General features: G+C 68.7%; 28 protein-coding genes. 20 read left to right on the forward strand and 8 right to left on the reverse strand.

Annotated elements, in window-relative coordinates:
- Positions 1–20: 20 nt before the first annotated feature.
- The gene (locus tag ACGFNK_RS29720) at positions 21–677 is read left to right on the forward strand and encodes a winged helix-turn-helix transcriptional regulator (RefSeq protein WP_393420785.1); all 657 of its coding nucleotides are present in this window, start codon (positions 21–23) and stop codon (positions 675–677) included.
- Between the two features lie 240 nt (positions 678–917).
- On the opposite strand, the gene ACGFNK_RS29725 is transcribed toward ACGFNK_RS29720, so the two are convergent.
- Positions 918–1,064 carry a hypothetical protein gene (locus ACGFNK_RS29725; protein ID WP_393420787.1) on the reverse strand — a complete coding sequence of 49 codons (147 nt, stop codon included), beginning with the start codon at positions 1,062–1,064 and terminating at the stop codon, positions 918–920.
- Between the two features lie 159 nt (positions 1,065–1,223).
- Here ACGFNK_RS29725 and ACGFNK_RS29730 point away from each other — a divergent pair, with 159 nt between their 5' ends.
- Together ACGFNK_RS29730 and ACGFNK_RS29735 are read left to right on the forward strand one after the other, a co-directional pair.
- Positions 1,224–1,607, forward strand: coding sequence for a hypothetical protein (locus tag ACGFNK_RS29730; protein WP_393420874.1), 384 nt, complete (start codon positions 1,224–1,226; stop codon positions 1,605–1,607).
- A gap of 13 nt (positions 1,608–1,620) precedes the next feature.
- Positions 1,621–2,745: a DUF2786 domain-containing protein gene (locus ACGFNK_RS29735; RefSeq protein ID WP_393420789.1), complete on the forward strand. Its 1,125-nt coding sequence runs from the start codon at positions 1,621–1,623 to the stop codon at positions 2,743–2,745.
- A gap of 88 nt (positions 2,746–2,833) precedes the next feature.
- On the opposite strand, the gene ACGFNK_RS29740 is transcribed toward ACGFNK_RS29735, so the two are convergent.
- The 3 genes from ACGFNK_RS29740 to rpmB form a co-directional block, all read right to left on the reverse strand.
- On the reverse strand, positions 2,834–3,358 hold the full coding sequence (locus tag ACGFNK_RS29740) for a hypothetical protein (protein ID WP_393420791.1): 525 nt from the start codon (positions 3,356–3,358) through the stop codon (positions 2,834–2,836).
- Positions 3,359–3,432: 74 nt separating this feature from the next.
- On the reverse strand, positions 3,433–3,738 hold the full coding sequence (rpsN, locus tag ACGFNK_RS29745) for a 30S ribosomal protein S14 (RefSeq protein ID WP_393420792.1): 306 nt from the start codon (positions 3,736–3,738) through the stop codon (positions 3,433–3,435).
- Positions 3,738–3,974 (reverse strand): 50S ribosomal protein L28, encoded by a 237-nt coding sequence (rpmB, locus tag ACGFNK_RS29750; protein ID WP_393420794.1) that lies wholly within the window; start codon positions 3,972–3,974, stop codon positions 3,738–3,740. The genes rpsN and rpmB overlap by 1 nt, the downstream gene beginning before the upstream one ends.
- Before the next feature lie 71 nt (positions 3,975–4,045).
- Between rpmB and rpmG the strand changes: the two genes are divergently transcribed.
- The 5 genes from rpmG (at position 4,046) to ACGFNK_RS29775 (ending at position 6,442) form a co-directional block, all read left to right on the forward strand.
- Positions 4,046–4,210, forward strand: a complete 165-nt coding sequence (rpmG, locus tag ACGFNK_RS29755) for a 50S ribosomal protein L33 (protein ID WP_344387972.1) — start codon at positions 4,046–4,048, stop codon at positions 4,208–4,210.
- Positions 4,211–4,215: 5 nt separating this feature from the next.
- On the forward strand, positions 4,216–4,470 hold the full coding sequence (locus ACGFNK_RS29760) for a type B 50S ribosomal protein L31 (RefSeq protein WP_386347463.1): 255 nt from the start codon (positions 4,216–4,218) through the stop codon (positions 4,468–4,470).
- The gene (locus ACGFNK_RS29765) at positions 4,470–5,594 is read left to right on the forward strand and encodes a CobW family GTP-binding protein (protein ID WP_393420797.1); all 1,125 of its coding nucleotides are present in this window, start codon (positions 4,470–4,472) and stop codon (positions 5,592–5,594) included. Before ACGFNK_RS29760 ends, ACGFNK_RS29765 begins: the two co-directional genes overlap by 1 nt.
- A gap of 3 nt (positions 5,595–5,597) precedes the next feature.
- A complete protein-coding gene (rpsR, locus tag ACGFNK_RS29770) occupies positions 5,598–5,831 on the forward strand; it encodes a 30S ribosomal protein S18 (protein WP_393420799.1) in 234 nt (77 codons plus the stop codon).
- A gap of 389 nt (positions 5,832–6,220) precedes the next feature.
- Complete coding sequence (locus ACGFNK_RS29775) at positions 6,221–6,442, forward strand: DUF397 domain-containing protein (protein WP_165266060.1); 222 nt, start codon at positions 6,221–6,223, stop codon at positions 6,440–6,442.
- A gap of 66 nt (positions 6,443–6,508) precedes the next feature.
- Here the strand turns inward: ACGFNK_RS29775 and ACGFNK_RS29780 are convergent, their stop codons facing one another.
- Positions 6,509–7,006: an ATP-binding protein gene (locus tag ACGFNK_RS29780; protein WP_393420801.1), complete on the reverse strand. Its 498-nt coding sequence runs from the start codon at positions 7,004–7,006 to the stop codon at positions 6,509–6,511.
- Positions 7,007–7,384: 378 nt separating this feature from the next.
- On the opposite strand from ACGFNK_RS29780, the gene ACGFNK_RS29785 reads away from it, so the two are divergent.
- The 6 genes from ACGFNK_RS29785 to ACGFNK_RS29810 all read left to right on the forward strand — a co-directional run bounded on the left by ACGFNK_RS29785 (position 7,385) and on the right by ACGFNK_RS29810 (position 13,052).
- Positions 7,385–8,209: a helix-turn-helix transcriptional regulator gene (locus ACGFNK_RS29785; protein ID WP_344388029.1), complete on the forward strand. Its 825-nt coding sequence runs from the start codon at positions 7,385–7,387 to the stop codon at positions 8,207–8,209.
- Between the two features lie 157 nt (positions 8,210–8,366).
- The gene (locus ACGFNK_RS29790; RefSeq protein ID WP_393420803.1) at positions 8,367–9,827 is read left to right on the forward strand and encodes an aldehyde dehydrogenase family protein; all 1,461 of its coding nucleotides are present in this window, start codon (positions 8,367–8,369) and stop codon (positions 9,825–9,827) included.
- Between the two features lie 96 nt (positions 9,828–9,923).
- On the forward strand, positions 9,924–10,472 hold the full coding sequence (locus ACGFNK_RS29795) for a DinB family protein (protein ID WP_393420805.1): 549 nt from the start codon (positions 9,924–9,926) through the stop codon (positions 10,470–10,472).
- A gap of 24 nt (positions 10,473–10,496) precedes the next feature.
- Positions 10,497–11,138, forward strand: coding sequence for a PadR family transcriptional regulator (locus tag ACGFNK_RS29800; protein WP_393420807.1), 642 nt, complete (start codon positions 10,497–10,499; stop codon positions 11,136–11,138).
- A 124-nt stretch (positions 11,139–11,262) separates the two neighbouring features.
- Positions 11,263–12,237 (forward strand): ATP-binding cassette domain-containing protein, encoded by a 975-nt coding sequence (locus ACGFNK_RS29805; RefSeq protein WP_393420809.1) that lies wholly within the window; start codon positions 11,263–11,265, stop codon positions 12,235–12,237.
- Between the two features lie 86 nt (positions 12,238–12,323).
- On the forward strand, positions 12,324–13,052 hold the full coding sequence (locus tag ACGFNK_RS29810; RefSeq protein ID WP_393420876.1) for an ABC transporter permease: 729 nt from the start codon (positions 12,324–12,326) through the stop codon (positions 13,050–13,052).
- 155 nt (positions 13,053–13,207) lie between these two features.
- Here ACGFNK_RS29810 and ACGFNK_RS29815 read toward each other — a convergent pair whose 3' ends face one another.
- The gene (locus ACGFNK_RS29815) at positions 13,208–14,614 is read right to left on the reverse strand and encodes a glutamate decarboxylase (RefSeq protein ID WP_393420811.1); all 1,407 of its coding nucleotides are present in this window, start codon (positions 14,612–14,614) and stop codon (positions 13,208–13,210) included.
- A 250-nt stretch (positions 14,615–14,864) separates the two neighbouring features.
- On the opposite strand from ACGFNK_RS29815, the gene ACGFNK_RS29820 reads away from it, so the two are divergent.
- Entirely contained in the window at positions 14,865–15,926 is a 1,062-nt protein-coding gene (locus ACGFNK_RS29820) for a VTT domain-containing protein (protein WP_393420813.1), read from the forward strand.
- A 21-nt stretch (positions 15,927–15,947) separates the two neighbouring features.
- Here ACGFNK_RS29820 and ACGFNK_RS29825 read toward each other — a convergent pair whose 3' ends face one another.
- Positions 15,948–17,600: a threonine/serine exporter ThrE family protein gene (locus ACGFNK_RS29825; protein WP_393420815.1), complete on the reverse strand. Its 1,653-nt coding sequence runs from the start codon at positions 17,598–17,600 to the stop codon at positions 15,948–15,950.
- 144 nt (positions 17,601–17,744) lie between these two features.
- On the reverse strand, positions 17,745–18,236 hold the full coding sequence (locus ACGFNK_RS29830) for an inorganic diphosphatase (RefSeq protein ID WP_095751114.1): 492 nt from the start codon (positions 18,234–18,236) through the stop codon (positions 17,745–17,747).
- Between the two features lie 79 nt (positions 18,237–18,315).
- Between ACGFNK_RS29830 and dacB the strand changes: the two genes are divergently transcribed.
- From dacB to ftsH, 5 genes are all read left to right on the forward strand, one after another.
- Positions 18,316–19,914, forward strand: coding sequence for a D-alanyl-D-alanine carboxypeptidase/D-alanyl-D-alanine-endopeptidase (gene dacB / locus ACGFNK_RS29835; RefSeq protein ID WP_393420817.1), 1,599 nt, complete (start codon positions 18,316–18,318; stop codon positions 19,912–19,914).
- Between the two features lie 212 nt (positions 19,915–20,126).
- Positions 20,127–21,254, forward strand: coding sequence for a zinc-dependent metalloprotease (locus ACGFNK_RS29840; RefSeq protein WP_393420819.1), 1,128 nt, complete (start codon positions 20,127–20,129; stop codon positions 21,252–21,254).
- Positions 21,255–21,426: 172 nt separating this feature from the next.
- On the forward strand, positions 21,427–22,488 hold the full coding sequence (tilS, locus tag ACGFNK_RS29845; RefSeq protein WP_393420821.1) for a tRNA lysidine(34) synthetase TilS: 1,062 nt from the start codon (positions 21,427–21,429) through the stop codon (positions 22,486–22,488).
- Between the two features lie 79 nt (positions 22,489–22,567).
- Complete coding sequence (gene hpt, locus ACGFNK_RS29850; protein WP_344387954.1) at positions 22,568–23,128, forward strand: hypoxanthine phosphoribosyltransferase; 561 nt, start codon at positions 22,568–22,570, stop codon at positions 23,126–23,128.
- Positions 23,129–23,334: 206 nt separating this feature from the next.
- A complete protein-coding gene (gene ftsH / locus ACGFNK_RS29855) occupies positions 23,335–25,377 on the forward strand; it encodes an ATP-dependent zinc metalloprotease FtsH (RefSeq protein WP_386347675.1) in 2,043 nt (680 codons plus the stop codon).
- Positions 25,378–25,379 lie beyond the last annotated feature (2 nt).

Consider the following 25,379-nt stretch of genomic DNA (forward strand, 5'->3'; position numbering starts at 1 on the left):
TTAGATTGTAAAGTAGCGGCATGAGTCGAAGCTATGGCCAGTACTGCGGCCTCGCCCGGGCGCTCGATGTCGTGGGCGACCGGTGGAACCTGCTCATCGTCCGCCAGCTCCTGATGGCTCCCGCTCGCTACCGCGAGCTGCACGAGGGGCTGCCTGGTGTGGCCACGAACCTGCTCACCGACCGGCTCCGCGACCTCGAGACCGCCGGAGTGGTCGAGCGGCGCCTGGCCGAGGAGGGCAACGCCATCGTGTACGCGCTCACCCCATGGGGCGCCGAGCTGCGGGAGCCGATCGAGGGCCTCATCCGCTGGTCCACGCCGCTCATGGTGCGCGGACCGGGCGGCGACCGCTTCCGCGCCGAATGGCTCGTCGTCGGCCTCCGGGCCTTGCTCGTCGGCAGGGCGGCCGCACACCGGTCATCGACGGTGGGGATCGCGGTCGACGGCCAGCAGCTCCAGGTGCGGGCAACGCGCTCGGGCACAGAGGTGAGCCTGCATGATGGTCGCGATCTCGATGCCGTCGTGCGCGCTGACGCCTCGATCGTTCTCGGGCTGGCAGCGGGTGTGCTCACCCTCGACGACACCCTTGGGCTCGTCGACATCGAAGGCGATGAAGCTGCCGTACGAGCCGTCTTCAACCCCCGACGCGCCTATGTCGGAGGCTCCGTGCGCCGATGACCGCTCACCCCATCACGCACCCCAACGGTGCAGGGCGGACCCGCCCAGACGATCGGCGCTGATCGCGGCCGGAAGCCACGCCGGACAGGGGTGCTCCGGGCAGCGAATTTCAGTGAGCAGGTCCAGGGAAGTCCAGGTGAGCGCCGTCGGCTTGACCTGCGGCGATGATGGGCGACACGCCGGGACTGGTGGCGGACGGGCATGACCCTGGTGGTGATCATGAAGGTTCCTACCCTGCACTCACGTGGTCGAGTGGTCCGTGCCGGGGCGCCACTCGTAGAGGCGGGTCTGCACCCAGTACAGGGCTCGTGTGTGCAGTGCGGTGGCCGGTCTGGTCAGAGCGGTGAGGAGGAGATCGGGGCTGGTACGGGCCGTTGCGTGCGTCACGGGGTGCTCGCGCAGCAGTCGCGCGGCGCGCACGATCTGCGCCGGTACTCGGCAGGACGGCGGGAGGGTGCTGCCCGTGTCGCTCGCCACGTACAGCAGGCGGTCCAGCTCCGCCAAAGTGACGAGCTAAACCTCGACGAACCCCCACTCGGCCCCGAAATCCCCGACTGGATTCCCGCCAGGGGCATCCAACTCCGCAAAGCAGGCGTCCAGTTCGACGCCGTACGCGTAGACGGCGACGAAGGCCGAGCCCTCGCCGATCGCCTCGCGCGGATGACGGGCGGCATCCCCGGCCCGGTGGTCGAGGAGGCCAACGGAAGGCGTGCGGTCTACTTCCTCGTGCCGGTCGGCAGCACGTCCTACCGCTCCTGGCCCGACGGCGTGACCCGTCTCACCGCAGGCCCGAACCGCGTCTCGTATATCCCGGTCCCCGCCCTCAACGGCCTCACCTGGCCTCTCACATGGCGCTACCGGCCGACGACCCCCGACCACCTCGTACACGCGCTGCTCCTGCGGGGCGCCCTCCACCCCGAAGAGCCGTGACACGATCGAACACGTGAGTACAAGTACACCCGGCACCGTGGACCGCGCCTTCGAAACCGCCCTCTACGCCGCCACCGACACGGCCCTCGACACAGGCGCGTCCCTGCTCGCCGCCGACCCCTCGGCCGATGCCGAACTCACCCTGTGCGGCGAGGAGTTCATCGCCACGGCCTGGCGGCGCGGCTGGCAGCCCGCCGATGTCGTACGGATCGTCCGACGCGAACTGGCCGAGGCGCACGTACGCCTGGTGTCGGGCCTGATCCTCGGCGCGGAGGCCCGCCACAAGCAGCCGCGCGGACGGCGATGGGCGGCGCAGCTCGAAGAGCTCGACCCCGGCACCGTACGAACGGAACGTACTGACCGCTTCTCGTACGCGACCGCCGTACTGGAGCTGTACCGCCTGCTCCTCCGCCTGCCGGCCCTCGAACCGCTCGACGACCCGACCAGCAAGCCGACCCGCAAAACGCCCGAGTCCCGCATGCTTCCCCGTATCCGCGCCCTCCTCGCCAAGGCGGAGGCGACGGGTTTCCCGGAGGAGGCGGAGGCGCTCACCGGCAAGGCGCAGGAGCTGATGGCGCGGCACAGTATCGACGAGGCCGTGCTCGCGGCCCGTACGCCCGCCGCCGACGCACCCGGCGCGTGCCGGATCGGGATCGACCCGCCGTACGAGACGGCCAAGGCCACGCTCCTCGACGCCGTCGCCGCCGCGAACCGCTGCCGCGCCGTGTGGAACGAAGCCCTCGGCTTCTCCACGGTGGTCGGTTTCGAGCCGGACCTGGAGGCGGTCGAACTCCTCCACACCTCACTGCTCGTGCAGGCCACGGCCGCGATGACGAAGGCGGAGGCCGCCGCCCGCGCGTCCGGCCGCCGCCGTACGAAGACCTTCCGGCAGTCGTTCCTGGCGGCGTACGCCCACCGCATCGCCACCCGTCTGACGTCCGCCACCGAAACCCAGGTGACCGAAGACCTCCTCCCGGTCCTCGCCACCCGCGAGGCCGCGGTCACCGACCGAACGGACCGCCTGTTCCCGGAGACGACCACGACCCGCCTGCGCGGCGTCAACGACGCGGCAGGCTGGACCCAGGGGGCCGAGGCTGCGGACCGTGCCCAGGTCGAACGACATCAGCAACTGCCCTGACCGCACCCGGAAACCGCACCCCGGAAAGCCGAACGGCCCGCGGAACCCGATGGATTCCACGGACCGTCAGTCGGCATCGGGGAAGAACTCAGGACCCCAAGCTCGCCGTAGGCAACCCCTCAGGCCACTTCCCGTCCTCCGACCGCGTGTACGTCTCCTCGCCGAACCCCTCCCATGTCACCTTCATGGTCGAGGAGTTGACGGAGTCGATCACACCCTGGCCCCGGTCCTTGTTGCCGTCGGTGCACTGCAGGGCGATCTTCTGCTCGCCCGACGTCTCCCGGGCGGTCCCACTGCACACGGACCCGCCCGTCGAGAACATCGCGACCTTCGCACCGTCGATCATCAACGCGACGAGCTTGTCCTCCTTCGAGGTGACCCAGCTGCCTTCCACCCCGTCGGCCTCGGCCGCACCCCCACCGGAGCTGCCGCCGGAGCCCCCGTCGGCGTCGGCCGAGCTCGCCGCCGCGCCCGGCTGAGGCGACGAGGCCTCGTCCCCAGCTGTGTTCCCGTCGGAATCACTGCTGCACCCGGTCAGGACGAGCGCGGCAGCCAGCCCCGCCGCCACGGACGCGAACCGCGCCTGCCTGCGCGAGAAGGTCGCCGAAGTCACTGAAGCCCCCAAGGGTCTGGCCAAAGAATGTCGCTGTAACGACCGCAAGCTACCAGTGCGTATACCAGGACCGTCTACCAGGACGACTTGCGGACCCCGGGGAGAAAGCCCGCGTGCGCCTGCTCACGCAGATTCACCCGCGAGAGCCCGAAGGTGCGCAAGTACCCGCGCGGCCGTCCGTCCACGCTGTCCCGGTTGCGTACGCGCGTGGGGCTGGCGTCGCGCGGCTGCCTGCGCAGTTCCTCCTGAGCGGCGAGCTTCTCGGCCACCGAGGAGGAGGGCCTCCGGATGATCTCCTTGAGCTCGGCACGGCGGGCCGCGTACCGCGCGACGATCTCCTGGCGCTTCTCGTTCTTCGCGATCTTGCTCTTCTTTGCCATCAGACCTTCACCCCACGGGCACGAATCCTGGCCACGGCCGCCTCGATGCCGAGCGTGTCGACGGTCTTGATCCCCTTCGTGCTGAGCTTCAGCCGTACGTGCCTGCCCTCGCTCGGCAGCCAGTAGCGCTTGCTCTGGATGTTGGGGTCGAAGCGGCGGGACGTACGGCGATGGGAGTGGGAAATGGTGTTGCCGAAGCCGGGTTGGGCTCCGGTCAGCATGCAGTGGGCGGACATGGTGACGTACCTCTCTGCGTTCTCTCTGGGCAGCTTATTGGAAACGGGATCCGTTTTCATATACTAGCCACATGGCACGCAACGAACTCCGTCCGGTCATCAAGCTCCGGTCCACGGCCGGGACCGGCTACACGTACGTCACGCGCAAGAACCGGCGGAACGACCCCGACCGGATGACCCTGCGCAAGTACGACCCGATCGTGGGCCGCCACGTCGACTTCCGAGAGGAGCGCTGATCCCGATGCGTGAGGGAATTCACCCGGCGTACGGCTCTGTCGTCTTCCGCGACCGTGCCGCCAACCACGCCTTCCTGACCCGCTCGACCATGACGAGCGAGAAGACGATCGAGTGGGAGGACGGCAACACCTACCCGGTTGTCGACGTCGAGATCTCGAACGTGAGCCACCCCTTCTACACGGGCACGGCCCGCGTTCTGGACACGGCGGGACGCGTGGAGCGCTTCGAGAAGCGGTACGGGAAGCGCGAGGCCGGCTGATGCTGTCCGTCGCCATCGTCGGCGGCCTGCACGCCGATGCGCGCAGGGCGGCCGTCGACCGGCTGCTCGCCGATGTCCCGGGTGCCGTCGCGCTGCACCATGACCTCGCGACGGCCGTGCAGGGCACGGTCGTTCGCACGATCCGCGACAGCGGCGGCCCTGTGTCGATCGGTGAGGCGCCGCTCGTCAACGACTGCGCGTGCTGTGCGCTGCGCGAGGACCTGGTTCCCGAGCTGGAGCGGCTCGCGGAGGACGGGACGACCCGGCTCGCGGTCGTCGAGCTGTGGGAGTCGGTCGAGCCGAAGGCGATGGCCGAGGTCGTCGCGGGCGCCGGGCTCCGGCTGACCGGCGTGATCACGGCGGTCGACCCCGCGCTGGTCCTGCCGTATCTCGGCAACGGCGACGACCTCTCGGAGGCGGGCCTCGCCGCTGCCGCCACCGACCAGCGCACCATCGCCGACACGTTCGCACGTCAGCTGGAGTACGCGCCCGTGCTCGCCGTCGCCGAGTCCGACGAGGCCGATGACGAGGACCGGGCGCTGCTCGCCCAGCTCCATCCGACCGCCCGCCAAGTCCGGCTCGGCCGCGGTGACTTGGCGGCTGCCGCGCTGGCGGGCTTCGACGTGGACGCCGCCGCTGCCGCCCAGCACCCGGCCTGTGCACTGCTGCCGGCCGAGGCCGACGAGTGCGGGGTCTCCACACTCGTATGGCACCGTCGGCGCCCCTTCCACCCGGAGCGGCTGTACGCGGCGCTGGAGGACCTGACCTGCGCCGCGGCCCGCAGTCGCGGCCGGTTCTGGCTCGCCGACCGGCCCGACACCCTGCTGCACTGGGACGCGGCCGGCGGTGCCCTGTGCGTCGAGAACGCGGGCCCCTGGCTGGCCTCGCTGCCGGACGCGGCCTGGGAGATGGTGCCGCCGGTGCGCCGCGCTGCGGCAGCCCTCGACTGGCACCCGGAGCACGGCGACTGCTGCCAGCACCTGGTCTTCACGTCGCCTGGCCTGGACCGCGATGGCCTTGAACGGCTCCTCGAATCCTGCCTGTTGACCGAGGCGGAGTACGCAGCGGGCCGCACCGCCTGGAAACAGCTCCCGCCCGCCTTCGACACCCTCCTGGAGGTCTGACCCATGCCCCGCAAGCCCGACCGCAAGCCGCAGAAGTCCCGCCCCAACCCGCTGGAAGCGGCCGGGATCACGTACATCGACTACAAGGACACCGACCTGCTGCGGAGGTTCATCTCGGACCGGGGCAAGATCCGCAGCCGACGGGTCACCCGAGTTTCTTCCCAGCAGCAGCGCCGGTTGGCGCGCGCGATCAAGAACGCACGGGAGATGGCGTTGTTGCCGTACGCGTCACGGTAGCCACGCGCCACCCCAGCGGCCCTCCACCAGCGGTGTTCCTGCCGTCGGTGGGGGGCCGCTGTCGTTGACGGCCGGTCAGTTCGGCGGCTGTTCAATGGAACACAAACCGTGCGGGATACGTCTGTTCCTACAGCAAGGGGAATTCGACCAGTACGGGGCCGGAGGCCGCATGGGATGCGATCTCCGGGGCAGGCGCTGGAGCGACTGCCAACGTGTGAGGCGTGCGTGGGCGCTGTAACCGCAGAACCACCGCGCGTGCACGTGCATCTGCCCATGCATCAGCACGTGAAGAGGGCTATGATCCGGGTCAGTTGACCATCGCATCACTGGCACCAAGACGCCACTGCGCCACCGGGGAGCGACCTGTGGACCACGACGTGTACAACGGCATGGCTGCCACGGAGCTGTATGGGGTGGCCTGGCAGAAGAGCAGGCACAGCAACTCCCAGGGCTCCTGCGTGGAGTTCGCCCGGCTGCCCGGAGGCGAGGTGGCGGTGCGCAACTCGCGCTTCCCGGACGGGCCCGCGCTCGTCTACACGCGCGCCGAGATCGAGGCCATGCTCCTGGGCATCAAGGACGGCGAGTTCGACCACCTGGTGGCGGGCAACTGAGGGCTATCGCCACCTCGCGCACCGTAACGCGCGTAGAACCGCGGCGCGAAAAAGCGCCGCGGTTCCTCAGTCGGCCGAATGGAGCCGGAAAAGCGCCCATACGACCTTGCCGCTGAGCGTGCCCGCGAGCGGGTGCCATCCCCAGCTGTCGGCGAACGAGTCCACCAGGAACAGTCCGCGCCCCGACTCCGCGGAGAAGTCGTCCGAGTCGCGCGCCACCGGGCTGTCGTGACTGGGGTCGCGCACGGCGCACACGAGTCTCCCCGTCCAGTGCATCAAGTGCAGCCGCACGGGCGGACCCAGCTCGGGCGCGCGGGGGGTGTCCGAAGGCAGCGCGTGCCGCAGCGCGTTGGTGACGAGTTCCGAGACCACCAGGCACACGTCGTCGAAGCGGTCGCCGATGTTCCACTCGTCCAGGGTTCCGCGCGTAAACTTCCGTGCGTCGCGCACCGCTTCGTAGCGGGCGGGCAGAGCGCAAGAAGCGGCGTTGGACACGGCCGCGGGATCCAGTGGCGGAAGCCCCTGCCTTAACGGCTCGAGCATGGTCGATCCATTCGTCCCCATGCGAGGCACTCCCGGGAATTCGCGGTCGTTGCGATGCAGCGGTGGCGCGGGACCATGGTTCCGAATGCGTACGGCAGATGCAAGGGCAGATGCACGTGCACGCGCCTGAATTGGACCTTGACGTACCATTTCTTGCTTATTTTTTCCGCCAACATCCTGCTGTTTTTCTGTCTCTGACCTCCCTCTGGCCTCTTTTTGATCTCCCTCTGACCGGTCTTCTCCTTGCAGGTTCCTGTTCAACCGCCCTGGAGGTCTTGCCGTTTGTGTAACCGAACGAGTACACCGTGGAGTGTTTTAGTGGCAGACTGCGGCCCCTGAAGACAGTTGGGGAGGCTGGCGAACGTGAGCGCGCAAGAGTCGGGATCGGTGGTACGTCGCATGCTGCTCGGCTCGCAACTCAGGCGGCTGCGCGAGTCGCGGGGGATCACCCGGGAAGCGGCCGGGTACTCGATCCGCGCCTCCGAGTCGAAGATCAGCCGTATGGAGTTGGGGAGGGTGAGCTTCAAAACGCGTGACGTCGAGGATCTGTTGACGCTGTACGGCATCACCGACGAGACGGAGCGCAACTCACTGCTCTCCCTCGCCAAGGAGGCCAACGTCGCGGGCTGGTGGCACAGTTACTCGGACGTGCTGCCCACCTGGTTCCCGACCTATGTCGGCCTGGAGGGCGCCGCGTCCCTGATCCGGTCGTACGAAGTGCAGTTCGTGCACGGCCTGTTGCAGACCGAGGCGTACGCGCACGCGGTCGTCGAGCGCGGCATGAAGAACGCCAGCGTCTCCGACATCGACAAGCGCGTGGCGCTGCGCATGGAGCGCCAGAAGTACCTGGTGTCCGAGAACGCCCCGGACTTCCATGTCGTACTCGACGAAGCGGCACTGCGACGCCCGTACGGCGACAGGGAAGTGATGAGGGGTCAGCTCCAGCATCTGATCGAGATCTCCGAGCGGCCGAACGTACGGCTTCAGGTCATGCCGTTCAGCTTCGGCGGGCATGCCGGCGAGAGCGGCGCCTTCACGGTGCTCACCTTCCCCGAGTCCGATCTGTCCGACGTGGTCTATCTGGAGCAGCTGACCAGCGCGCTGTATCTGGACAAGCAGGAAGACGTCACGCAGTACGAGAAGGCGATGCAGCAGCTCCAGGACGACAGCCCGGGGCCGAACGAGAGCCGGGACGTGCTGCGGGGCCTGCTGCAACTGTCCTGAAAGTCTTCACAGGTTCTCCCAGAGGGTTCTGCAATTCCCTTCAAGTCCCTTTGAACGCAAGTACGATGACGCATGATCAGACCTTGACACGGATCGGGTGTCTGCGGGTGTCTGCCATGGGCGGGATCCGCCCCGGCAGTAAGGGATTGAGGGTCACATGTCGTCCTACTTCACGGACCTGGCTCAGCAGTACATCGACGGAGAGTGGCGTCCGGGGACGGGGTCCTGGGACATCATCGACTTCAACCCGTACGACGGTGAGAAGCTGGCGTCGATCACCATAGCCACGGTCGACGAGGTGGATCAGGCCTACAAGGCCGCCGCTCGCGCCCAGAAGGAGTGGGCCGCGACCAACGCGTACGCGCGCCGTGCGGTGTTCGAGAAGGCCCTGCGGATCATCGAGGACCGTGAGCAGGAGATCGCCGAGACGATCATCGCCGAGCTCGGCGGTACGCATCTGAAGGCGGGCTTCGAACTCCACCTCGCCAAGGAGTTCCTGCGCGAGGCGATCCATGTGGCGCTGCGTCCCGAGGGCCGGATCATCCCCTCGCCGGTCGACGGCAAGGAGAACCGCGTCTACCGCGTCCCGGTCGGCGTCGTCGGTGTGATCAGCCCCTTCAACTTCCCCTTCCTGCTGTCGCTCAAGTCCGTCGCGCCGGCCCTGGCACTGGGCAACGCCGTGGTCCTCAAGCCGCACCAGAACACCCCGATCTGCGGTGGCTCCCTGGTCGCGAAGATCTTCGAGGACGCGGGGCTGCCGGCCGGCCTGCTGAACGTCGTGATCACCGACATAGCGGAGATCGGCGACGCCTTCATCGAGCACCCGGTCCCCAAGGTCATCTCCTTCACCGGCTCCGACAAGGTGGGCCGCCACGTCGCCACGGTCTGTGCCTCGCAGTTCAAGCGCGCCATCCTCGAACTCGGCGGCAACAGCGCGCTGGTGGTCCTCGACGACGCCGACGTCGACTACGCGGTCGACGCGGCCGTCTTCAGCCGGTACGTACACCAGGGCCAGGTCTGCATGGCCGCCAACCGGGTGCTCGTGGACCGCTCCCTCGAGGCCGAGTTCACGGAGAAGTTCGTCGCCAAGGTGAAGACCCTCAAGGCGGGCGACCCGCGCGACCCGCAGACGGTCATCGGGCCGGTCATCAACTCCTCGCAGGCGGACGCCCTTTCGGGCGCCGTGGAGCAGGCGATCGCCGAGGGCGCCACCGCGCTCGTGCACGGCGCCACCTCCGACAACCTCGTCGAGCCCAGCGTCCTGACGGACCTGCCCGCCGGCGCGGCGATCCTCCAGCAGGAGATCTTCGGCCCGGTCGCGCTCCTCATCCCGTTCGACGGTGAGGAGGAGGCCGTACGCCTCGTCAACGACACCCCGTACGGCCTGAGCGGCGCCGTCCACACGGCCAACATCGAGCGCGGCGTCTCCTTCGCCAAGCAGATCGACTCAGGCATGTTCCACGTGAACGACGGCACGGTCCACGACGAGCCCCTGGTCGCCTTCGGCGGCGAAAAGTCCTCGGGCATCGGCCGCCTGAACGGCGAGGCGACCGTAGAGGCGTTCACGACGCAGAAGTGGATCTCTGTGCAGCATGGGCGGAGTTTCTTTCCGTTCTGAGGCCTTCGGCCGCCTCTCGCGGACAGGTTCTGACCTACATGGCCCATAGCTTCGTCGGTGTCAGGCAGAGGACGTACCGACGAAAGGCGGCCGGTCATGGTTGCTCACGTAGCCGTAGAAGCGCAGGGCGATGAGCGTGGGGCGCTGCTCTCCTTTCTGGATGAGCAGCGTGGGGGTGTCCGGCGGGCGGTGCTCGGGTTGACGGAGGAGCAGGCGGTTTCGCGGCCCACTGTCAGTGAGTTGTCGCTCGCGGGGCTGGTCAAGCATGTTGCCGAGGTTGAGCAGGGGTGGATCGCGCGGGCCAGGCAGGAGGCCCCGGCGGTGCACCGGGACGAGTCGAACTGGGACGAGTGCTTCCGGCTCGCGGGTGATGAGACGCTCGAGTCGCAGCTCGCGTACTGGGAGAAGGTCGCGGCCGAGACGGAGGCGTTCATCCGCTCGGTGCCCAGCCTCGACGACACCTTCCCGCTGCCCGAGGCGCCCTGGTTCCCGCCGGAGGGGCGGGTCTCGATGCGCTGGCTCGCACTGCACCTGATTCGCGAGACGGCCCGGCACGCCGGTCACGCCGACATCATCCGCGAGTCCATGGACGGGAAGACGGCCTTCGAGCTGGTTGCCCTGGAGCAGGGCACGAGCTGGGGGTGACCCGCTCGGTTCTACGCTGGCCCCATGTCAGCGATCCGTCTCCTCGTTCTCGGTGCCGTCCGTCAGCACGGCCGGGCCCACGGTTACCAGGTGCGCAACGACCTGGAGTACTGGGGCGCGCACGAGTGGTCCAACGCCAAGCCGGGCTCGATCTATCACGCGCTCAAGCAGATGGCCAAGCAGGGCCTGCTGCACGCCCACGAGATCGCGCCCTCCACGGCCGGCGGCCCGCCGCGCACCGAGTACGAGATCACGGAGAAGGGCACCGAGGAGTACCTCACGCTGGTCCGCCAGTACCTGACCGCGTACGACCAGAGGCCGGACATGCTCACGGCCGCGCTCGGCTGCATGGTCGACCTGGAGCGTGAGGAGGTCCTCGAACTCCTCGAGGAGCGGGTGCTCGCCATAGAGGAGTGGCGCAAAGCCGTCACCGAGTACTACACGCCCGAGGACGGCCCCGAACAGCTCGGTCACATCGGCGAGATCATGAATTTCTGGGTCCACTCGGCCGACACGGGCGCCGGGTGGACCCGCGGCCTGATCGAGCGGATCCGGGGCGGGGCCTACACGTTCGCGGGCGAGGGGGAGGCGTTCGTGGGGGTGCTCACGGAGGGCCAGGAGAATCCGTACGCGACGGGGGAGCGGCATCCGGGGGACGCGCGCTGAGTCAGACGTGCGCGCTCAGTCGGATCGATCGCATTAATCAAGTTTGACTAATCATCCCGAGGGGCATACGCTTCACGAGTCGGCTACTAGTCAAGTTTGACTAAACTGAATCGAAGGGAGTCGGATGACCGACGCGATCGTCGTCGAGGGCGTGCGGAAGCGATACGGGGACAAGGCGGCCCTGGACGGGCTCGACCTGGCGGTGCTCAGCGGTACCGTCCACGGTCTGCTCGGGCCGAACGGAGCCGGCAAGACCACCGCGGTGCGCGTGCTGACCACGCTGCTGCGGCCGGACGAGGGGCGCGCGGAGGTCGCCGGGTACGACGTCGCGCGGGAGGCCGGCCAGATAAGGCGGCGCATCGGCCTGCTCGGCCAGCACGCCGCGCTCGACGAGGAACTCGGCGGACAGCAGAACCTGGAGATGTTCGGGCGCCTCTACCACCTGGGCGCCCGGCACGCGCGCGTGCGGGCCGACGAGCTCCTGGAGCGCTTCGGCCTGGGGGACACGGGCCGTAAGGCCGTGAAGCAGTACAGCGGCGGCATGCGGCGCCGGCTGGACCTGGCCGCCTCCCTCATCACCGAGCCGGAGGTGCTCTTCCTGGACGAACCGACGACAGGGCTCGACCCGCGAGGCCGTGCGGAGGTGTGGGGGGCGGTGCGCTCTCTGGTCGGTGGCGGCACGACCGTGCTGCTCACCACGCAGTACCTGGAGGAGGCCGACCAGCTCGCCGACCGCATCTCGGTCGTCGACCGGGGCCGGGGCATCGCGGATGGCACGGCGGACGAGCTGAAGGCGAAGACGGGCGGCGACCGGATCGACGTGGTGCTGCGGGACGGCGGCCAACTGGGCGCGGCCGTCGCCCTGTTGCCCTTCGAGAAGGCCGAGATCTCCGTCGACGCCGACCGCCGCCTCCTCAGCGCCCCGGTCACCGACCGCATGGCGGCACTCGCCGGGGCCGTACGCGCCCTGGAGGAGGCCGGGATCGAGGCGGAGGACATCGCCCTGCGGCGGCCGACGCTGGACGAGGTGTTCCTGCACCTCACCGGAGACGACCCCCCGGACGACCACCGTGATCACGGCGTGAAGGAGGCCGTGTGAGTACGACGCACGCAGAGAGCCGTGTGGCGACGTACGAGACGAGCCGCGGCGGGGCGTGGGCGTACGTCCTCACCGACTGCTGGACCATGACCCGTCGCGAGTTCGCCCACTGGGCACGGCAACCGGTGCAGGTGATCGTCGGGCTCGTGTTCCCCGTGATGATGCTGGTGATGTTCGGCTATCTGATCGGCGGCGGACGGGGCGTCAAGGGCGACTACATCGATTTCCTCGTGCCCGGGATGCTGGCGCTGACCATGGCCTTCGGCCTGGAGGCCACGATGATCGCCGTCACCCAGGACCTCAACAAGGGGGTGATCGACCGCTTCCGGTCGATGCCGATGACCAACGGGGCGGTGCTGGTGGGCCGTTCGGCCGCCGACATGTTCCAGTCGGCGGTGGGCCTGGCCGTGATGGTCGGCGTCGCGTATGCACTCGGCTGGCGTGCGCACGGCACGTTCGGGTCCTTCCTGGGGGCCGTGGGGCTGCTCCTGCTCTTCCGGTTCGCGATGCTGTGGATCGGCATCCAGCTGGCGATGGTGGCCGGGAAGCCGGAGATGGTGCAGGCCGTGCAGATCCTGGTCTGGCCGGTCAGCTTCCTGTCCAACGCGTTCGCGGTCCCGGAGGCCATGCCGGACTGGCTGGGAACGGTGGTCGAGTGGAACCCGATGTCGCACACGGCCACAGCGGTACGCGACCTGTTCGGCAGCCCCGGCGGTGAGCCCGGCCACGTCTGGGCAGCGATCGTCTGGCCGCTGGCCCTGCTTGCGGTGTTCTTCCCGCTGGCGGTACGGAGATTCGGGCGACTCAGCCGGTAGGCAGGGGAGGATGGGCCCCGTCGTGTGACGGGGCCCATCATGCAGCTCCCTGACCTGCCCCAGTTCCAGCCCACCGCAGGCGGGAACATCCAGTCTCAGGAGTGGGACCACGCGCGTGTTGCTCGGTGTGTGCCTCTGGGGCCATATCGGGCGCCTCAGTGGTGGAACCCCGTTGCCGCTCCCTTGTCGTGCGTCAGAGGATTCGGCTGGCGGCGCAGTTCGGGCAGCAGGCGCCCCAGGTCCTCGACGAACAGCTCTGCAAGGTCGGACGAGAAGCCGTTGCGGCACACGATGCGTAGCGCGGAGAGGTCCTCGCTGTTCGCCGGGAAGGTGTACGCGGGGACGAGCCAGCCACGCTCGCGCATCCTCCGGGACACGTCGAAGACGTCGTACGCCGTCACGTCGGTTGTTGTCGTGAAGGCGAATACCGGCAACTGATCGCCACGCGTGAGGAGTCTGAAGTCTCCTAGCTTCTCGACGCGGTCGGCGAGCCCCACGGCCACGTCCCGTGTCGCCTGCTGGACCGCCCGGAAGCCCTCGCGGCCCAGCCGCAGGAACGTGTAGTACTGCGCGACGACCTGGGCGCCCGGCCGGGAGAAGTTGAGTGCGAAGGTGGGCATGTTGCCGCCCAGGTAGTTCACCCTGAAGACCAGTTCCTCGGGCAGTTCGGCGGCGGACCGCCACAGGGCCCAGCCGACACCGGGGTACACGAGTCCGTACTTATGGCCCGAGGTGTTGATGGAGGCCACGCGCGGCAGCCGGAAGTCCCAGAGCAAGTCCTCGTCGAGGAAGGGAGCGACCATCGCTCCGGATGCGCCGTCGACGTGGACCGGGATGTCGAGCCCTGTGCGCTCCTGAAACTCGTCCAGGACGGCGCAGAGTTCGGCGATCGGCTCGTACGACCCGTCGAAGGTGGACCCCAGGATGCCGACGACGCCGATGGTGTTCTCGTCGCACAGCTCCGCAGCCGCCTGCGGGTCGAGGTGGAACCGGTCGCCCTCCATGGGCACTTGGCGCGCCTCCACCTCCCAGAAGGTGCAGAACTTCTCCCAGCAGACCTGGACGTTGATGCCCATGACAAGGTTCGGGCGAGCTCCGGGATACCGGTCGGCGTTCCGCTTGGCCCAGCGGCGCTTGAGCGCCATGCCCGCGAGCATGCATGCCTCGCTCGACCCGGTCGTCGAACAGCCCACGGCGGCGGACGGATCCGGCGCGTTCCACAGGTCGGCGAGCATCGCCACGCACCGCCGCTCCAGCTCTGCCGTTCGCGGATACTCGTCCTTGTCGATCATGTTCTTGTCCCGGCACTCCGCCATCAGGACGTCGGCCTGCGGTTCCATCCAGGTGGTGACGAAGGTGGCGAGGTTGAGGCGAGAGTTCCCGTCCAGCATCAGCTCGTCGTGGACGAGCTGATAGGCCGTGGCCGGTGGCAGTGGCCCGTCCGGCAGTCGGTGCTGGGGCGGGGCCTCGGTCATGCCGCCGACCGGATTGGCCTCGCCGTAGAAGGGATTGACGGCCCGGGGGCGCTCGTCGGGCTTCTCGGGGCCGGTGTGGAGCGGCATCGTGCCTCCGGTCGGTCGGGTCGGGCTTCCATGATGGGCCACGGAGGGGTCATAACCGGGTAAAGGTGGCATAGCGGCTGGAGTGGTGAGTTACTCACAGGGTGGGGTCCCCATCGGTGCACAGGGGGTACGTAAGGGGGTCATGGAACCTGGAGGCGCCATTCGGCGTTGATAGCTTTGGTCATCCGAAGCAGATCCGAAGCACAAGAGCATCGTCTGCGCCTCACTTCACCCTCAGGAGCCCGGAACCGTGACGCTTGCCCTTGGACCAAGCTGGTTGGATCCGGACTATCTGCTCGACACGTTCGGCATCTGGGGACTTCTGCTCATCGTCTTCGCCGAGTCGGGCCTGCTCATCGGCTTCTTCCTGCCGGGTGACTCGCTGCTGTTCACGGCAGGGCTGCTGATCGCCTCGGACCAGCTGGACTTCCCGCTGTGGGCGGCCGTCATCCTGATCTGTGTCGCCGCGATCCTCGGCGACCAGGCGGGCTATATGTTCGGCAAGAAGGTGGGGCCCGCGCTGTTCAAGCGCCCGGACTCACGCCTCTTCAAACAGGAGAACGTGGTCAAGGCCCACGACTTCTTCGAGAAGTACGGGCCCAAGTCCCTGGTGCTGGCCCGCTTCGTGCCCATCGTAAGGACGTTCACGCCGATCATCGCGGGCGTCAGCGGCATGCGGTACCGCTCGTTCCTCACGTTCAACGTCCTCGGCGGCATCCTCTGGGGCGCGGGCGTCACGCTGCTCGGCTCCTGGCTGGGCCAGATCGACTTCGTGAAGAAGAACATCGAGGCGATCCTCATCCTGATCGTCCTCCTCTCCGTGCTGCCGATCATCATCGAGATCCTGAAGGCACGCGGAAAGTCGAAGAAGAACCCGCCCCAGGCTCCGGAGACGCCGCCCGCCATGGACGACGCGACGACCCAACTGCGCCGCGTGCCACCGGCCCACCAGGACCAGACGTACGGTCACCAGGGCCAGGACCAGGGCGCATACGGCCACCAGGGTCAGGACCAGGGATACGGTCACCAGGGCCGCCAGGACCAGGGATACGGCCACCAGGGGCATGGTCACCAGGGCCGCCAGGACCAGGGATACGGCCACCAAGGCCAGGACCAGGGATACGGCTACCCGCAGCAGCAGCCGCAACAGCAGCCTCCGTACGACCCGGATCAGGGCTACGGCCCGCAGCAGGGCCAGCCGCCCTACGCCGCCCAGTACCCGCAGGGGCAGCAGTACCCCCAGGGCCAGCAGTACCCGCAGGGCCAGGGCTACCCGTACGGCCAGGGCCGCCCGGACCACCCGCAGAACTGAGCCGCGCCACGAGGCACGTACTCAGAAACCGCGTGTCCTCTTGGCCGCGCGCCGCCCCTCAGTCGAAACCCCCGGCAGCCGCATGAACAGCCGGGAGATCTCCGAGCCGAGGTTCACGCCGATCGCGATGGCCATCGCGAGGGCGGCGGCCTTGGACAGGTTGACAAGGCCGGCGTCCACGTCGTTCTGGGCGATGGACAGCAGCCCGAAGTACGTCGCCGAACCGGGCAGCAACGGCCCGATCGCCGCCGTTGTGAACGGCAGGGCGGAAGCGAACCGGAAGCGGGACAGCAGCTGTCCGAACAGGCCCACCACGCCCGCCGCGACAGCCGTCGAGGCGACCGGCGAGAGCCCGCCCGGGTAGTGCATCGCGCCGTACACCGACCAGGCCACGCCGCCGTTGAGGGTCACCATCAGCACGGTGGATCGTTCCTGCTGGAGCAGTACGGCGAAGGCCAGCGCCAGCAGCATCGACGCCACGATCCCCCACACGGGCTCCTGGGAGCTGCTCACGGCGATATCCGGATCCAGCTCCGCGCCCAGCTTCACTCCGAAGTACAGCGCCAGCAGAACCCCGGTGACGATGCCCACGTAGAAGTACATGACCTCCAGCAGGCGTGCGGCGGCGGTGATGTAGAAGCCGGTCAGCCCGTCCTGGACGCCCGCGACCAGCGCTCGCCCGGGCAGCAGCGCGAAGAGCCCACCGGTGACCACCGCGGACGACGCCACGTCGACATTCGCCAGCGTGAGCGCGATGCCGATCGCGGCCGGAGGCATCGCGGCCACCGTGAACTGGTAGAACTCGGGCAGCCCGCGCCCTGCGCACAGCCACGCCAGCCGGTCGCCGAGCATCGCGCCGAGCGCGGCGGCGACGAACACGATGGCGTCACCGCCGACGAGCACGGAGGCAGCGCCCGCGAGGAGCCCGGCGGCTCCGGTCAGTACCCAGCCGGGATACGGGTGCCGGTTGCGTCGTATCTCCGCGAGCCGCCGGTAGGCCTCCTCCAGGGAGACCTCGGTCTCGTCGTCGCTGATGTCGTCGACGAGCCGGTACACGGCCGCGAGCCGCGTGTAGTCGGTGGCCCGGCGGCGTACCGTCCGGGAGGCCGTGATCGGGTCGTCCACCAGGGACGGCTGGTACGACATGGACAGCAACGTGAAGGTGACGTTCGGCTCGCAGCGGTCCAGGCCGTACGAACGGCAGACGGCGAGCATCGCCGCCTCCACGTCCTCGGCGCCCTCGCCGCCCGCGAGCAGCAGTTCGCCGATTCGCAGCGTCAGGTCGAGGACCCGCGGGACTGCCGGGCCGCCGTCCTCCTCCGTGCGCTGGACTTGCTCGGCGACGGGCCGTTCGGCCACCGGCATACGCAGCATCGTGCGCATCCGGTCCTGCCAGGGCACCTCCCTGGTCAGCTTGACCACGGGGATGCCGGTCGGCGGGGTGAAGGCCGGGGCCCGGTACGTATGCGGGGCGTTGAACGCCGAGCCCTCCGGCTCGGTGGACGGCGGCCCGGGCGGCGCGAGCCCTTCAGGGATCGCGAACTCCGACGTCGTGTGCGACTCGTCCTCGAACGCCGCTGCCACCCCGCTCGGCGGCGCGAACGCACTCCTCGCCTCGTCCGACTGCGGCTTACGGTCCTCCCGGTCCGGCTCGGCCACCAGTTCCCGCCCCACTTCTCAATACGTTCGTTTCTGATGCGTCCGTGTTCGTACGTGTCCCCCCGTACGCCGTATCTCTGATGTACGCCTCAGCGCAAGAACACACGAACGGGCCGCGTCACCCATTGGGTCACGCGGCCCGCCGGTTGATCACATGCCTCAGTGGCCGCCCTGCTCCTTGAAGCGCTTGTAGGAGCGCTCGATCTCGGCCTCGGCGTCCGTGCGGCCCACCCAGTTGGCGCCCTCGACGGACTTGCCGGGCTCCAGGTCCTTGTAGACCTCGAAGAAGTGCTGGATCTCCAGACGGTCGAACTCCGACACATGGTGGATGTCCCGAAGGTGCTCCACGCGCGGGTCGTGCGCCGGGACGCACAGCAGCTTGTCGTCGCCGCCGGCCTCGTCCGTCATACGGAACATGCCGATCGTGCGGCACTGGATGAGGCAGCCGGGGAAGGTCGGCTCGTCCAGGATGACGAGGGCGTCCAGCGGGTCGCCGTCCTCGCCGAGCGTGTTCTCGACGAAGCCGTAGTCGGCCGGGTAGCTGGTCGAGGTGAAGAGTCGACGGTCCAGGCGGATCCGACCGGTCTCGTGGTCCACCTCATACTTGTTCCGCGAACCCTTCGGAATCTCGATCGTGACGTCGAACTCCACCGGTGGCTCCTCCATGATCAACACATACGTCTGGTGGTTAAGTGTCCCTCACGCAGGTGTGTGATCGCGAAAGGGGCTGGTGGTCGTGCCGGAGCTGAAGGCTTGGCAGGCCGCGCGACCGCATGTGGAGCGGTTCGCGCGAGCCGTGCGGCCGGGGCTCGTACGGGCCGTGGAAGCCGTCAGGCCGTGGCTCGTACGGTCCTTGGGGGCCATGCGGATGCGGATCGTGCGGCTGACCACCGTGCAGTTCACGGCGGGTGCCGCCCTCCTCGGCCTCGCACTGGCGGCCACCGTGGTGACCGCGGCCGGCCCTTGGGACTCCAGCGGTCAGCGTACGGCCGAGCGCGACTTGGCGGCATCGCAGGAGGGCGCAGGTGGCGCAGATCACGGCCCTGGGTCCGGCCCCGGATCCGGTACCTCTGAGAAGGCGCCGCGTCCCGCACCCAGCGCCCCCTCCGTACTCGCCGGACTCGGGCGCACGACCGGCTCCGTTTCCTCGCCCTCCGAGAAGGCCCTCTCCGATGTCCTCGGCCCACTGCTCGACGACCCCTCGCTGGGTTCCGAACCTACGGCCGCGGTCGTCGACGTGGCCACCGGCAAGCGGCTGTACGGCAGGGCCGCGGACGAGGCGCTGACGCCCGCCTCCACCACGAAGATCGCCACCGCTGTCGCGGCGCTCTCCGCGGCGGGCGCCGACCACCGCATCGCGACCCGCACGGCTCTCGAACCCGGCACCAGGGAGCTCGTCCTCGTCGGCGGCGGCGACCCCACGCTGACCGCCCGCGAGAAGGCGAACGGCAACGCCAGCCTGCGTACGCTCGCCGACGAGACCGCCCGCGCCCTCAAGGCCCGCAAGCTGGACGCGGTGACGCTCTCGTACGACACCACGCTGTACGACGGCCCTGCGCTGCACCCCATCGGTCCCAACCCCAACATCGCGCCGGTCACCGCCCTGATGACCGACGAGGGCCGCCTCAACGACTCGTCCTCCGGCCCAGCGGACCGCAGCACGGACCCGGCGGCGGACGCGGCCCGGCAGTTCGCGGCCCTCCTGAACGACCGCGGCATCAAGACCAAGTCCCCCGGCCCCTCCAAGTCGACGGGCCGCGCGGAGCCTCTCGCAAAGGTCGAGTCCCCGCCCCTGTCCGCGCTGGTCGAGCGGATGCTGACCAACAGCGACAACGACATCGCCGAGGCCCTGGCCCGCCAGACCGCACTCGCCTCCGGCGAACAGGCCAGTTTCGAAGGCGGCTCCACGGCGATCCGTACGCAGCTGAAGAAGCTCGAACTGCCCCTGGAAGGGGTCAAGTTCGCGGACGGCAGCGGCTTGGACCGAGCCGACCGCCTGACCGCGGACCTGCTCACCGCCCTGCTGGCCAAGGCAGGCGCCCCCGACCACCCCGAACTCCGCCCCGCCCTGACCGGCCTCCCAGTAGCAGGCTTCACCGGAACCCTCCGCAACCGCTACTCGGGCCAGCCCGGCACAGGAGTCGTACGAGCAAAGACGGGCACGCTGACGGGCGTACACACCCTGGCAGGCACGGTGGTGAACACCGAAGGCCGCCTACTGGCCTTCGCTTTCCTGACGTCTTCGGACAGCCCCACGGATCCAGCGGCAACACAGAAAGCACTGGATGGCGCGGCTTCGGCGCTGGCGAGCTGCGGCTGCGGCTCCTGAGGGGACGGCTGTGGCACTGACGGGGCTGCGGCCCTGAGGGGGCGCAAGGCCCGTCAGGGCCAAGCCCCCCAAGGGGCGCGGTGCTGTGACATATGCGGCTGCGCCGCGTGGGCGCGCCCAGCCACAACGGACCCGCAGCCAACAAACGAACTAGAACCTCCTCGAACCCCACACCCTGCACCCAGCGGCAGCGCTCACGTACGGTTGAGGGCATGACGCGCATCGGTGGTGCCGAGATGGTCGACTGGAATCTCGCGGTGGCGACCGCGACCCGGCTCGTAAGGCCGGGCCCAGAGGTGAGTCGCGACGAGGCCAGGGCCGTCGTCGCGGAGCTGCGCCGACATGCGAAGGCGTCGGAGCAGCATGTCCGCGAGTACACGCAGATGGGCAGCGAGGACCTGCGTGACACCCCCATCCTCGTCGTCGACCGCCCGGGCTGGGTCCGGGCGAACGTCGCCGGGTTCAGGGAGATCCTCAAACCGCTGCTCGACAAGATGCAGGAACGTCGCGGGAACACCCCCGGCGGAGCCGTCCTCGGCGCCGTCGGCGGCAAGGTCACAGGCGTCGAGCTGGGCATGCTCCTTTCGTTCCTGGCCTCCAGGGTGCTGGGCCAGTACGAGACCTTCGCCCCGGCGACCCGCGAACTCCCGGCGGGCGAGAACGGCGGCGGCAGGCTGCTCCTCGTCGCCCCGAACATCGTGCACGTCGAGCGCGAACTCGACGTACAGCCCCACGACTTCAGGCTCTGGGTCTGCCTGCACGAGGAGACCCACCGGACGCAGTTCACGGCCGTGCCCTGGCTGCGTGACCACCTCGAGGGCGAAATCCAGTCTTTCTTGGAGGAGACCGAGGTCGACCCCATGACGGTCCTCGAGCGCATCCGGGAGGCCGCGCAGACGCTCGCCGGCAGCCGTCCCGAGGGCGAGGAGGGCGACGACGGGGGACGGTCCATCGTCGAGATCGTCCAGACGCCCGCCCAGCGCGAGATCCTCGGCCGGCTGACCGCCGTGATGTCCCTCCTGGAGGGCCACGCGGACTTCGTGATGGACGGCGTGGGCCCCGCCGTGGTCCCGTCCGTCGCCGAGATCCGCGAGAAGTTCCAGCAGCGCCGCCAGCGCGGGGCCTCCCGCCTCGACCTGGCGCTGCGCAAGCTGCTCGGCCTGGACGCCAAGCTGCGCCAGTACCGGGACGGGGAGCGTTTCGTACGGGCGGTCGTGGACCAGGTCGGCATCGAGGGGTTCAACCGCGTGTGGACCTCACCGAACACGCTCCCCACCAAGTCGGAGATCTCCAAACCGGCGGACTGGGTTGCGCGGGTGCACCGCAAGGCAGAGTCGTGAACTGAATCCGGCCGAGGACAGGTGAGCGCCCCCGCTATCACCCGTCCGAGGGACCGTGGGGCATGGGTAGGCGTGCAATGCTCGGGGAACGGCCCATTTCTGTCACCATCTAGGCACTCTGCGTGACCGAATATCGGGCTCACCCCCGACAATTTCATGAAGGGAACCGGACATGGGTCCCCATCCAGCGGTCGCGGCGATACGCCTGGCGGTCCGCCGCGTCCTCCACGACATCCTCCACGACGCCCTCGCCGACCACACGCCCGCCCACCCCGGCACTGAGCACTCCGACACCGCGCACGAGCAGTCGCCCCCGCCGCTCGTGCTCGTGGCATGCTCCGGCGGCGCCGACTCCATGGCGCTCGCCTCCGCCCTCGCCTTCGAAGCCCCCAAGCTCGGCATCCGCGCCGGTGGCATCACCGTTGACCACGGTCTGCAGCCCGGCTCCGACCTGCGCGCGGCAGAAGTCGTCGTACGACTCACCGAACTCGGCCTGGACCCGGCCGAGTCCATCGGCGTCTCCGTAGGCCGTAACGGCGGACCCGAGGCCGCCGCCCGGGACGCGCGGTACGCCGCCCTGGACGCCGCCGCCGAGCGCCACGGCGCCGCCGCGGTCCTGCTCGGGCACACCCGTGACGACCAGGCCGAAACCGTACTGCTCGGCCTCGCCCGCGGCTCCGGCATCCGCTCCCTGTCCGGCATGGCCGCGGTCTCCGGAGGGCCGGGGGCCGCCCGCCGCTACCGCCGCCCCTTCCTGCAGCTCGACCGGCACACCGCCCGCAAGGCCTGCATGGTCCAGTCGCTCCCCGTCTGGGACGACCCGCACAACTCCGACCCGGCCTATACGAGGTCACGCCTGCGCCACGAGGGCCTGCCCGCCCTGGAGAAGGCCCTCGGCAAGGGCGTCGTCGAAGCCCTCGCGCGTACGGCACGGCTGTCCCGCGACGACGCCGACGCCCTCGACGCATGGGCCCGCCAGGCCGAGGCCTCCGTGCGGGACGCCGCCGGCCTCCTGGAGTGCGCCAAGCTGTACGCCCTGCCGCCCGCCGTGCGCCGCCGTATCCTGCGCCGCGCCGCCATCGGGGCCGGGGCGCCCGCCGGTTCACTGTTCGCCCGGCACATCGAAGAGATCGACCGGCTGATCACCGGCTGGCGCGGTCAGGGAGCCATCAACCTGCCGGGCAAAGTCGTCGTCCAGCGGCAGGGTGGCAGACTGGTGATTCGGCAAGGCTGAATCCGGGCCTTCCGCCGGCCCCTTGCGCGGGTCGTGGGCGGCCCGAGTGGCCGCCATACATGCGGGACGACCGAAAGTGATGCGGGTGGACGCGAAAGACATGGGCACCGACCTCAAGTCGGTGCTCATCACCAAGGAAGAGATCGACGCGAAGCTGGTCGAGCTGGCCGCGAAGATCGACGCGGAGTACGCGGGCAAGGACCTGCTGCTTGTCGGAGTCCTCAAGGGCGCCGTGATGGTCATGGCGGACCTGGCGCGCGCTCTGTCCACCCCCGTCACCATGGACTGGATGGCCGTGTCCTCGTACGGCGCGGGTACGCAGTCCTCCGGCGTCGTGCGGATCCTGAAGGACCTCGACACCGACATCAAGGGCAAGCACGTCCTCATCGTCGAGGACATCATCGACTCCGGTCTGACGCTGTCCTGGCTGATCTCCAACCTCGGCTCGCGCGAGCCCGCCTCGCTCAAGGTGTGCACGCTGCTGCGCAAGCCGGAGGCCGCCAAGGTCGCGATCGACGTGGAGTGGGCCGGCTTCGACATCCCGAACGAGTTTGTCGTGGGCTACGGCCTCGACTACGCCGAGAAGTACCGGAATCTGCCGTTCGTCGGTACGCTCGCGCCTCATGTCTACGGTGGCTGAGGCACTCTCGTAGACAGTGGCGAACCCCACGTAGTAGAGGAGGACGGTCCGGGAACCCTTGCGGATTCCGCGCCGTTGGAGCATGCGTAGACGGGTTTGTCAGCCGGGCCGTGCGGCTTCGGGTGACAATGCTGGGGTACCGTCCGAAGAACAGTCTTATCAAACTCACTATGGCAGGAGGGACGGGGCGGCACCGCTCCGTATGGATGGACGTGAAGCGATACTTCCGTGGGCCGGTCATGTGGATCGTGCTGGCCGTCCTTGCCGTGGTCGTGTTGATGCAGGTCGTCGGCTCGTCCGGCGGCTACAAGACGGTGGACACCGGCCAGGTCGTCCAGGCGATCAGTGACAACAAGGTCCAGCAGGCCAAGCTCACCACCGGCGACGAACAGATCATCAAGGTCGAGCTCAAGGACGGCCAAAAGGTCGAGGGCAGCTCAAAGATCCAGGCGAGCTACATCGGCGACCAGGGCGTCAACCTCGCGAACACACTGCAGACCAAGTACGAGGACAAGCAGATCACGGACGGCTACACGGTTTCGCCGTCCAAGCAGAACCCGTTCGTCGGCATCCTGCTCTCCCTGCTGCCGTTCGTCCTCATCGTGGTCGTCTTCCTGTTCCTGATGAACCAGATGCAGGGCGGCGGCTCCCGAGTCATGAACTTCGGGAAGTCCAAGGCCAAGCTCATCACCAAGGACACCCCGAAGACGACGTTCTCCGACGTCGCGGGCTCGGACGAGGCAGTTGAGGAGCTCCACGAGATCAAGGAGTTCCTCCAGGAGCCGGCCAAGTTCCAGGCCGTCGGGGCGAAGATCCCCAAGGGCGTACTGCTGTACGGGCCTCCCGGTACGGGTAAGACGCTGCTCGCGCGCGCTGTCGCGGGCGAGGCCGGCGTCCCCTTCTACTCGATCTCCGGTTCCGACTTCGTCGAGATGTTCGTCGGTGTCGGTGCCTCCCGGGTCCGTGACCTGTTCGAGCAGGCCAAGGCGAACGCTCCGGCGATCGTCTTCGTCGACGAGATCGACGCGGTGGGCCGTCACCGCGGTGCCGGTCTCGGCGGCGGTCACGACGAGCGCGAGCAGACGCTGAACCAGCTGCTCGTCGAGATGGACGGCTTCGATGTGAAGGGCGGTGTGATTCTCATCGCCGCCACGAACCGGCCCGACATCCTCGACCCGGCTCTCCTGCGCCCCGGCCGCTTCGACCGCCAGATCGCGGTCGACCGCCCGGACATGCAGGGCCGTCTGGAGATCCTCAAGGTCCACCAGAAGGGCAAGCCGGTCGCGCCGGACGTCGACCTGTCCGCAGTGGCGCGTCGTACGCCGGGCTTCACCGGCGCCGACCTGTCGAACGTGCTGAACGAGGCTGCGCTGCTCACCGCGCGCAGCAACCAGAAGCTGATCGACAACCACATGCTGGACGAGGCGATCGACCGTGTGGTCGCGGGCCCGCAGAAGCGGACCCGGATCATGTCGGACAAGGAGAAGAAGATCACCGCGTACCACGAGGGCGGTCACGCCCTGGTCGCGGCGGCCTCACCGAACTCCGATCCGGTCCACAAGATCACGATCCTCTCCAGAGGCCGTGCGCTCGGCTACACGATGGTGCTCCCGGACGAGGACAAGTACTCGACCACGCGCAACGAGATGCTCGACCAGCTCGCGTACATGCTGGGCGGTCGCGCGGCCGAGGAGCTCGTCTTCCACGACCCGACCACGGGCGCGGCGAACGACATCGAGAAGGCCACGGCCACCGCGCGAGCGATGGTCACGCAGTACGGCATGACCGAGCGTCTCGGCGCGATCAAGTTCGGCGGTGACAACAGCGAGCCCTTCCTCGGACGTGAGATGGCTCACCAGCGCGACTACTCGGAAGAGGTCGCCGCGCTCGTCGACGAAGAGGTCAAGAAGCTCATCGAGACCGCGCACAACGAGGCCTGGGAGATCCTGGTCGAGAACCGCGACGTCCTCGACCAGCTGGTTCTCCAGCTGCTGGAGAAGGAGACGCTGAGTAAGGAGCAGATCGCCGAGATCTTCGCTCCCATCGTCAAGCGCCCGGCCCGCCCCGCGTGGACCGGCTCCTCCAGGCGCACTCCGTCCACCCGCCCGCCGGTGCTCTCCCCCAAGGAGCTGTCGCTGACGAACGGGACGAACGGCGCGGCGCCGGCGATCACCGCGAAGGCGAACCCTGCAGCCGAGGCGGCGCTTCCGGTGGCCGAGCCGGCTCCGGAGGAGCGTCCCGAGAGCTGAGC

The sequence above is a fragment of the Streptomyces sp. NPDC048825 genome, assembly GCF_043198355.1.
Taxonomy (GTDB): domain Bacteria; phylum Actinomycetota; class Actinomycetes; order Streptomycetales; family Streptomycetaceae; genus Streptomyces; species Streptomyces xiangluensis.

Bases quoted from the DNA above. Each gene is read 5' to 3' on its own strand.
- ACGFNK_RS29720 (WP_393420785.1), top strand. From the start codon at position 21: ATGAGTCGAAGCTATGGCCAGTACTGCGGCCTCGCCCGGGCGCTCGAT.
- rpsN (WP_393420792.1), bottom strand. From the start codon at position 3,738: ATGGCAAAGAAGAGCAAGATCGCGAAGAACGAGAAGCGCCAGGAGATC.
- rpmB (WP_393420794.1), bottom strand. From the start codon at position 3,974: ATGTCCGCCCACTGCATGCTGACCGGAGCCCAACCCGGCTTCGGCAAC.
- rpmG (WP_344387972.1), top strand. From the start codon at position 4,046: ATGGCACGCAACGAACTCCGTCCGGTCATCAAGCTCCGGTCCACGGCC.
- ACGFNK_RS29760 (WP_386347463.1), top strand. From the start codon at position 4,216: ATGCGTGAGGGAATTCACCCGGCGTACGGCTCTGTCGTCTTCCGCGAC.
- ACGFNK_RS29765 (WP_393420797.1), top strand. From the start codon at position 4,470: ATGCTGTCCGTCGCCATCGTCGGCGGCCTGCACGCCGATGCGCGCAGG.
- rpsR (WP_393420799.1), top strand. From the start codon at position 5,598: ATGCCCCGCAAGCCCGACCGCAAGCCGCAGAAGTCCCGCCCCAACCCG.
- ACGFNK_RS29775 (WP_165266060.1), top strand. From the start codon at position 6,221: ATGGCTGCCACGGAGCTGTATGGGGTGGCCTGGCAGAAGAGCAGGCAC.
- ACGFNK_RS29780 (WP_393420801.1), bottom strand. From the start codon at position 7,006: ATGGGGACGAATGGATCGACCATGCTCGAGCCGTTAAGGCAGGGGCTT.
- ACGFNK_RS29785 (WP_344388029.1), top strand. From the start codon at position 7,385: ATGCTGCTCGGCTCGCAACTCAGGCGGCTGCGCGAGTCGCGGGGGATC.
- ACGFNK_RS29790 (WP_393420803.1), top strand. From the start codon at position 8,367: ATGTCGTCCTACTTCACGGACCTGGCTCAGCAGTACATCGACGGAGAG.
- ACGFNK_RS29795 (WP_393420805.1), top strand. From the start codon at position 9,924: ATGGTTGCTCACGTAGCCGTAGAAGCGCAGGGCGATGAGCGTGGGGCG.
- ACGFNK_RS29800 (WP_393420807.1), top strand. From the start codon at position 10,497: ATGTCAGCGATCCGTCTCCTCGTTCTCGGTGCCGTCCGTCAGCACGGC.
- ACGFNK_RS29805 (WP_393420809.1), top strand. From the start codon at position 11,263: ATGACCGACGCGATCGTCGTCGAGGGCGTGCGGAAGCGATACGGGGAC.
- ACGFNK_RS29810 (WP_393420876.1), top strand. From the start codon at position 12,324: ATGACCCGTCGCGAGTTCGCCCACTGGGCACGGCAACCGGTGCAGGTG.
- ACGFNK_RS29815 (WP_393420811.1), bottom strand. From the start codon at position 14,614: ATGCCGCTCCACACCGGCCCCGAGAAGCCCGACGAGCGCCCCCGGGCC.
- ACGFNK_RS29840 (WP_393420819.1), top strand. From the start codon at position 20,127: ATGACGCGCATCGGTGGTGCCGAGATGGTCGACTGGAATCTCGCGGTG.
- tilS (WP_393420821.1), top strand. From the start codon at position 21,427: ATGGGTCCCCATCCAGCGGTCGCGGCGATACGCCTGGCGGTCCGCCGC.
- hpt (WP_344387954.1), top strand. From the start codon at position 22,568: ATGCGGGTGGACGCGAAAGACATGGGCACCGACCTCAAGTCGGTGCTC.
- ftsH (WP_386347675.1), top strand. From the start codon at position 23,335: ATGGACGTGAAGCGATACTTCCGTGGGCCGGTCATGTGGATCGTGCTG.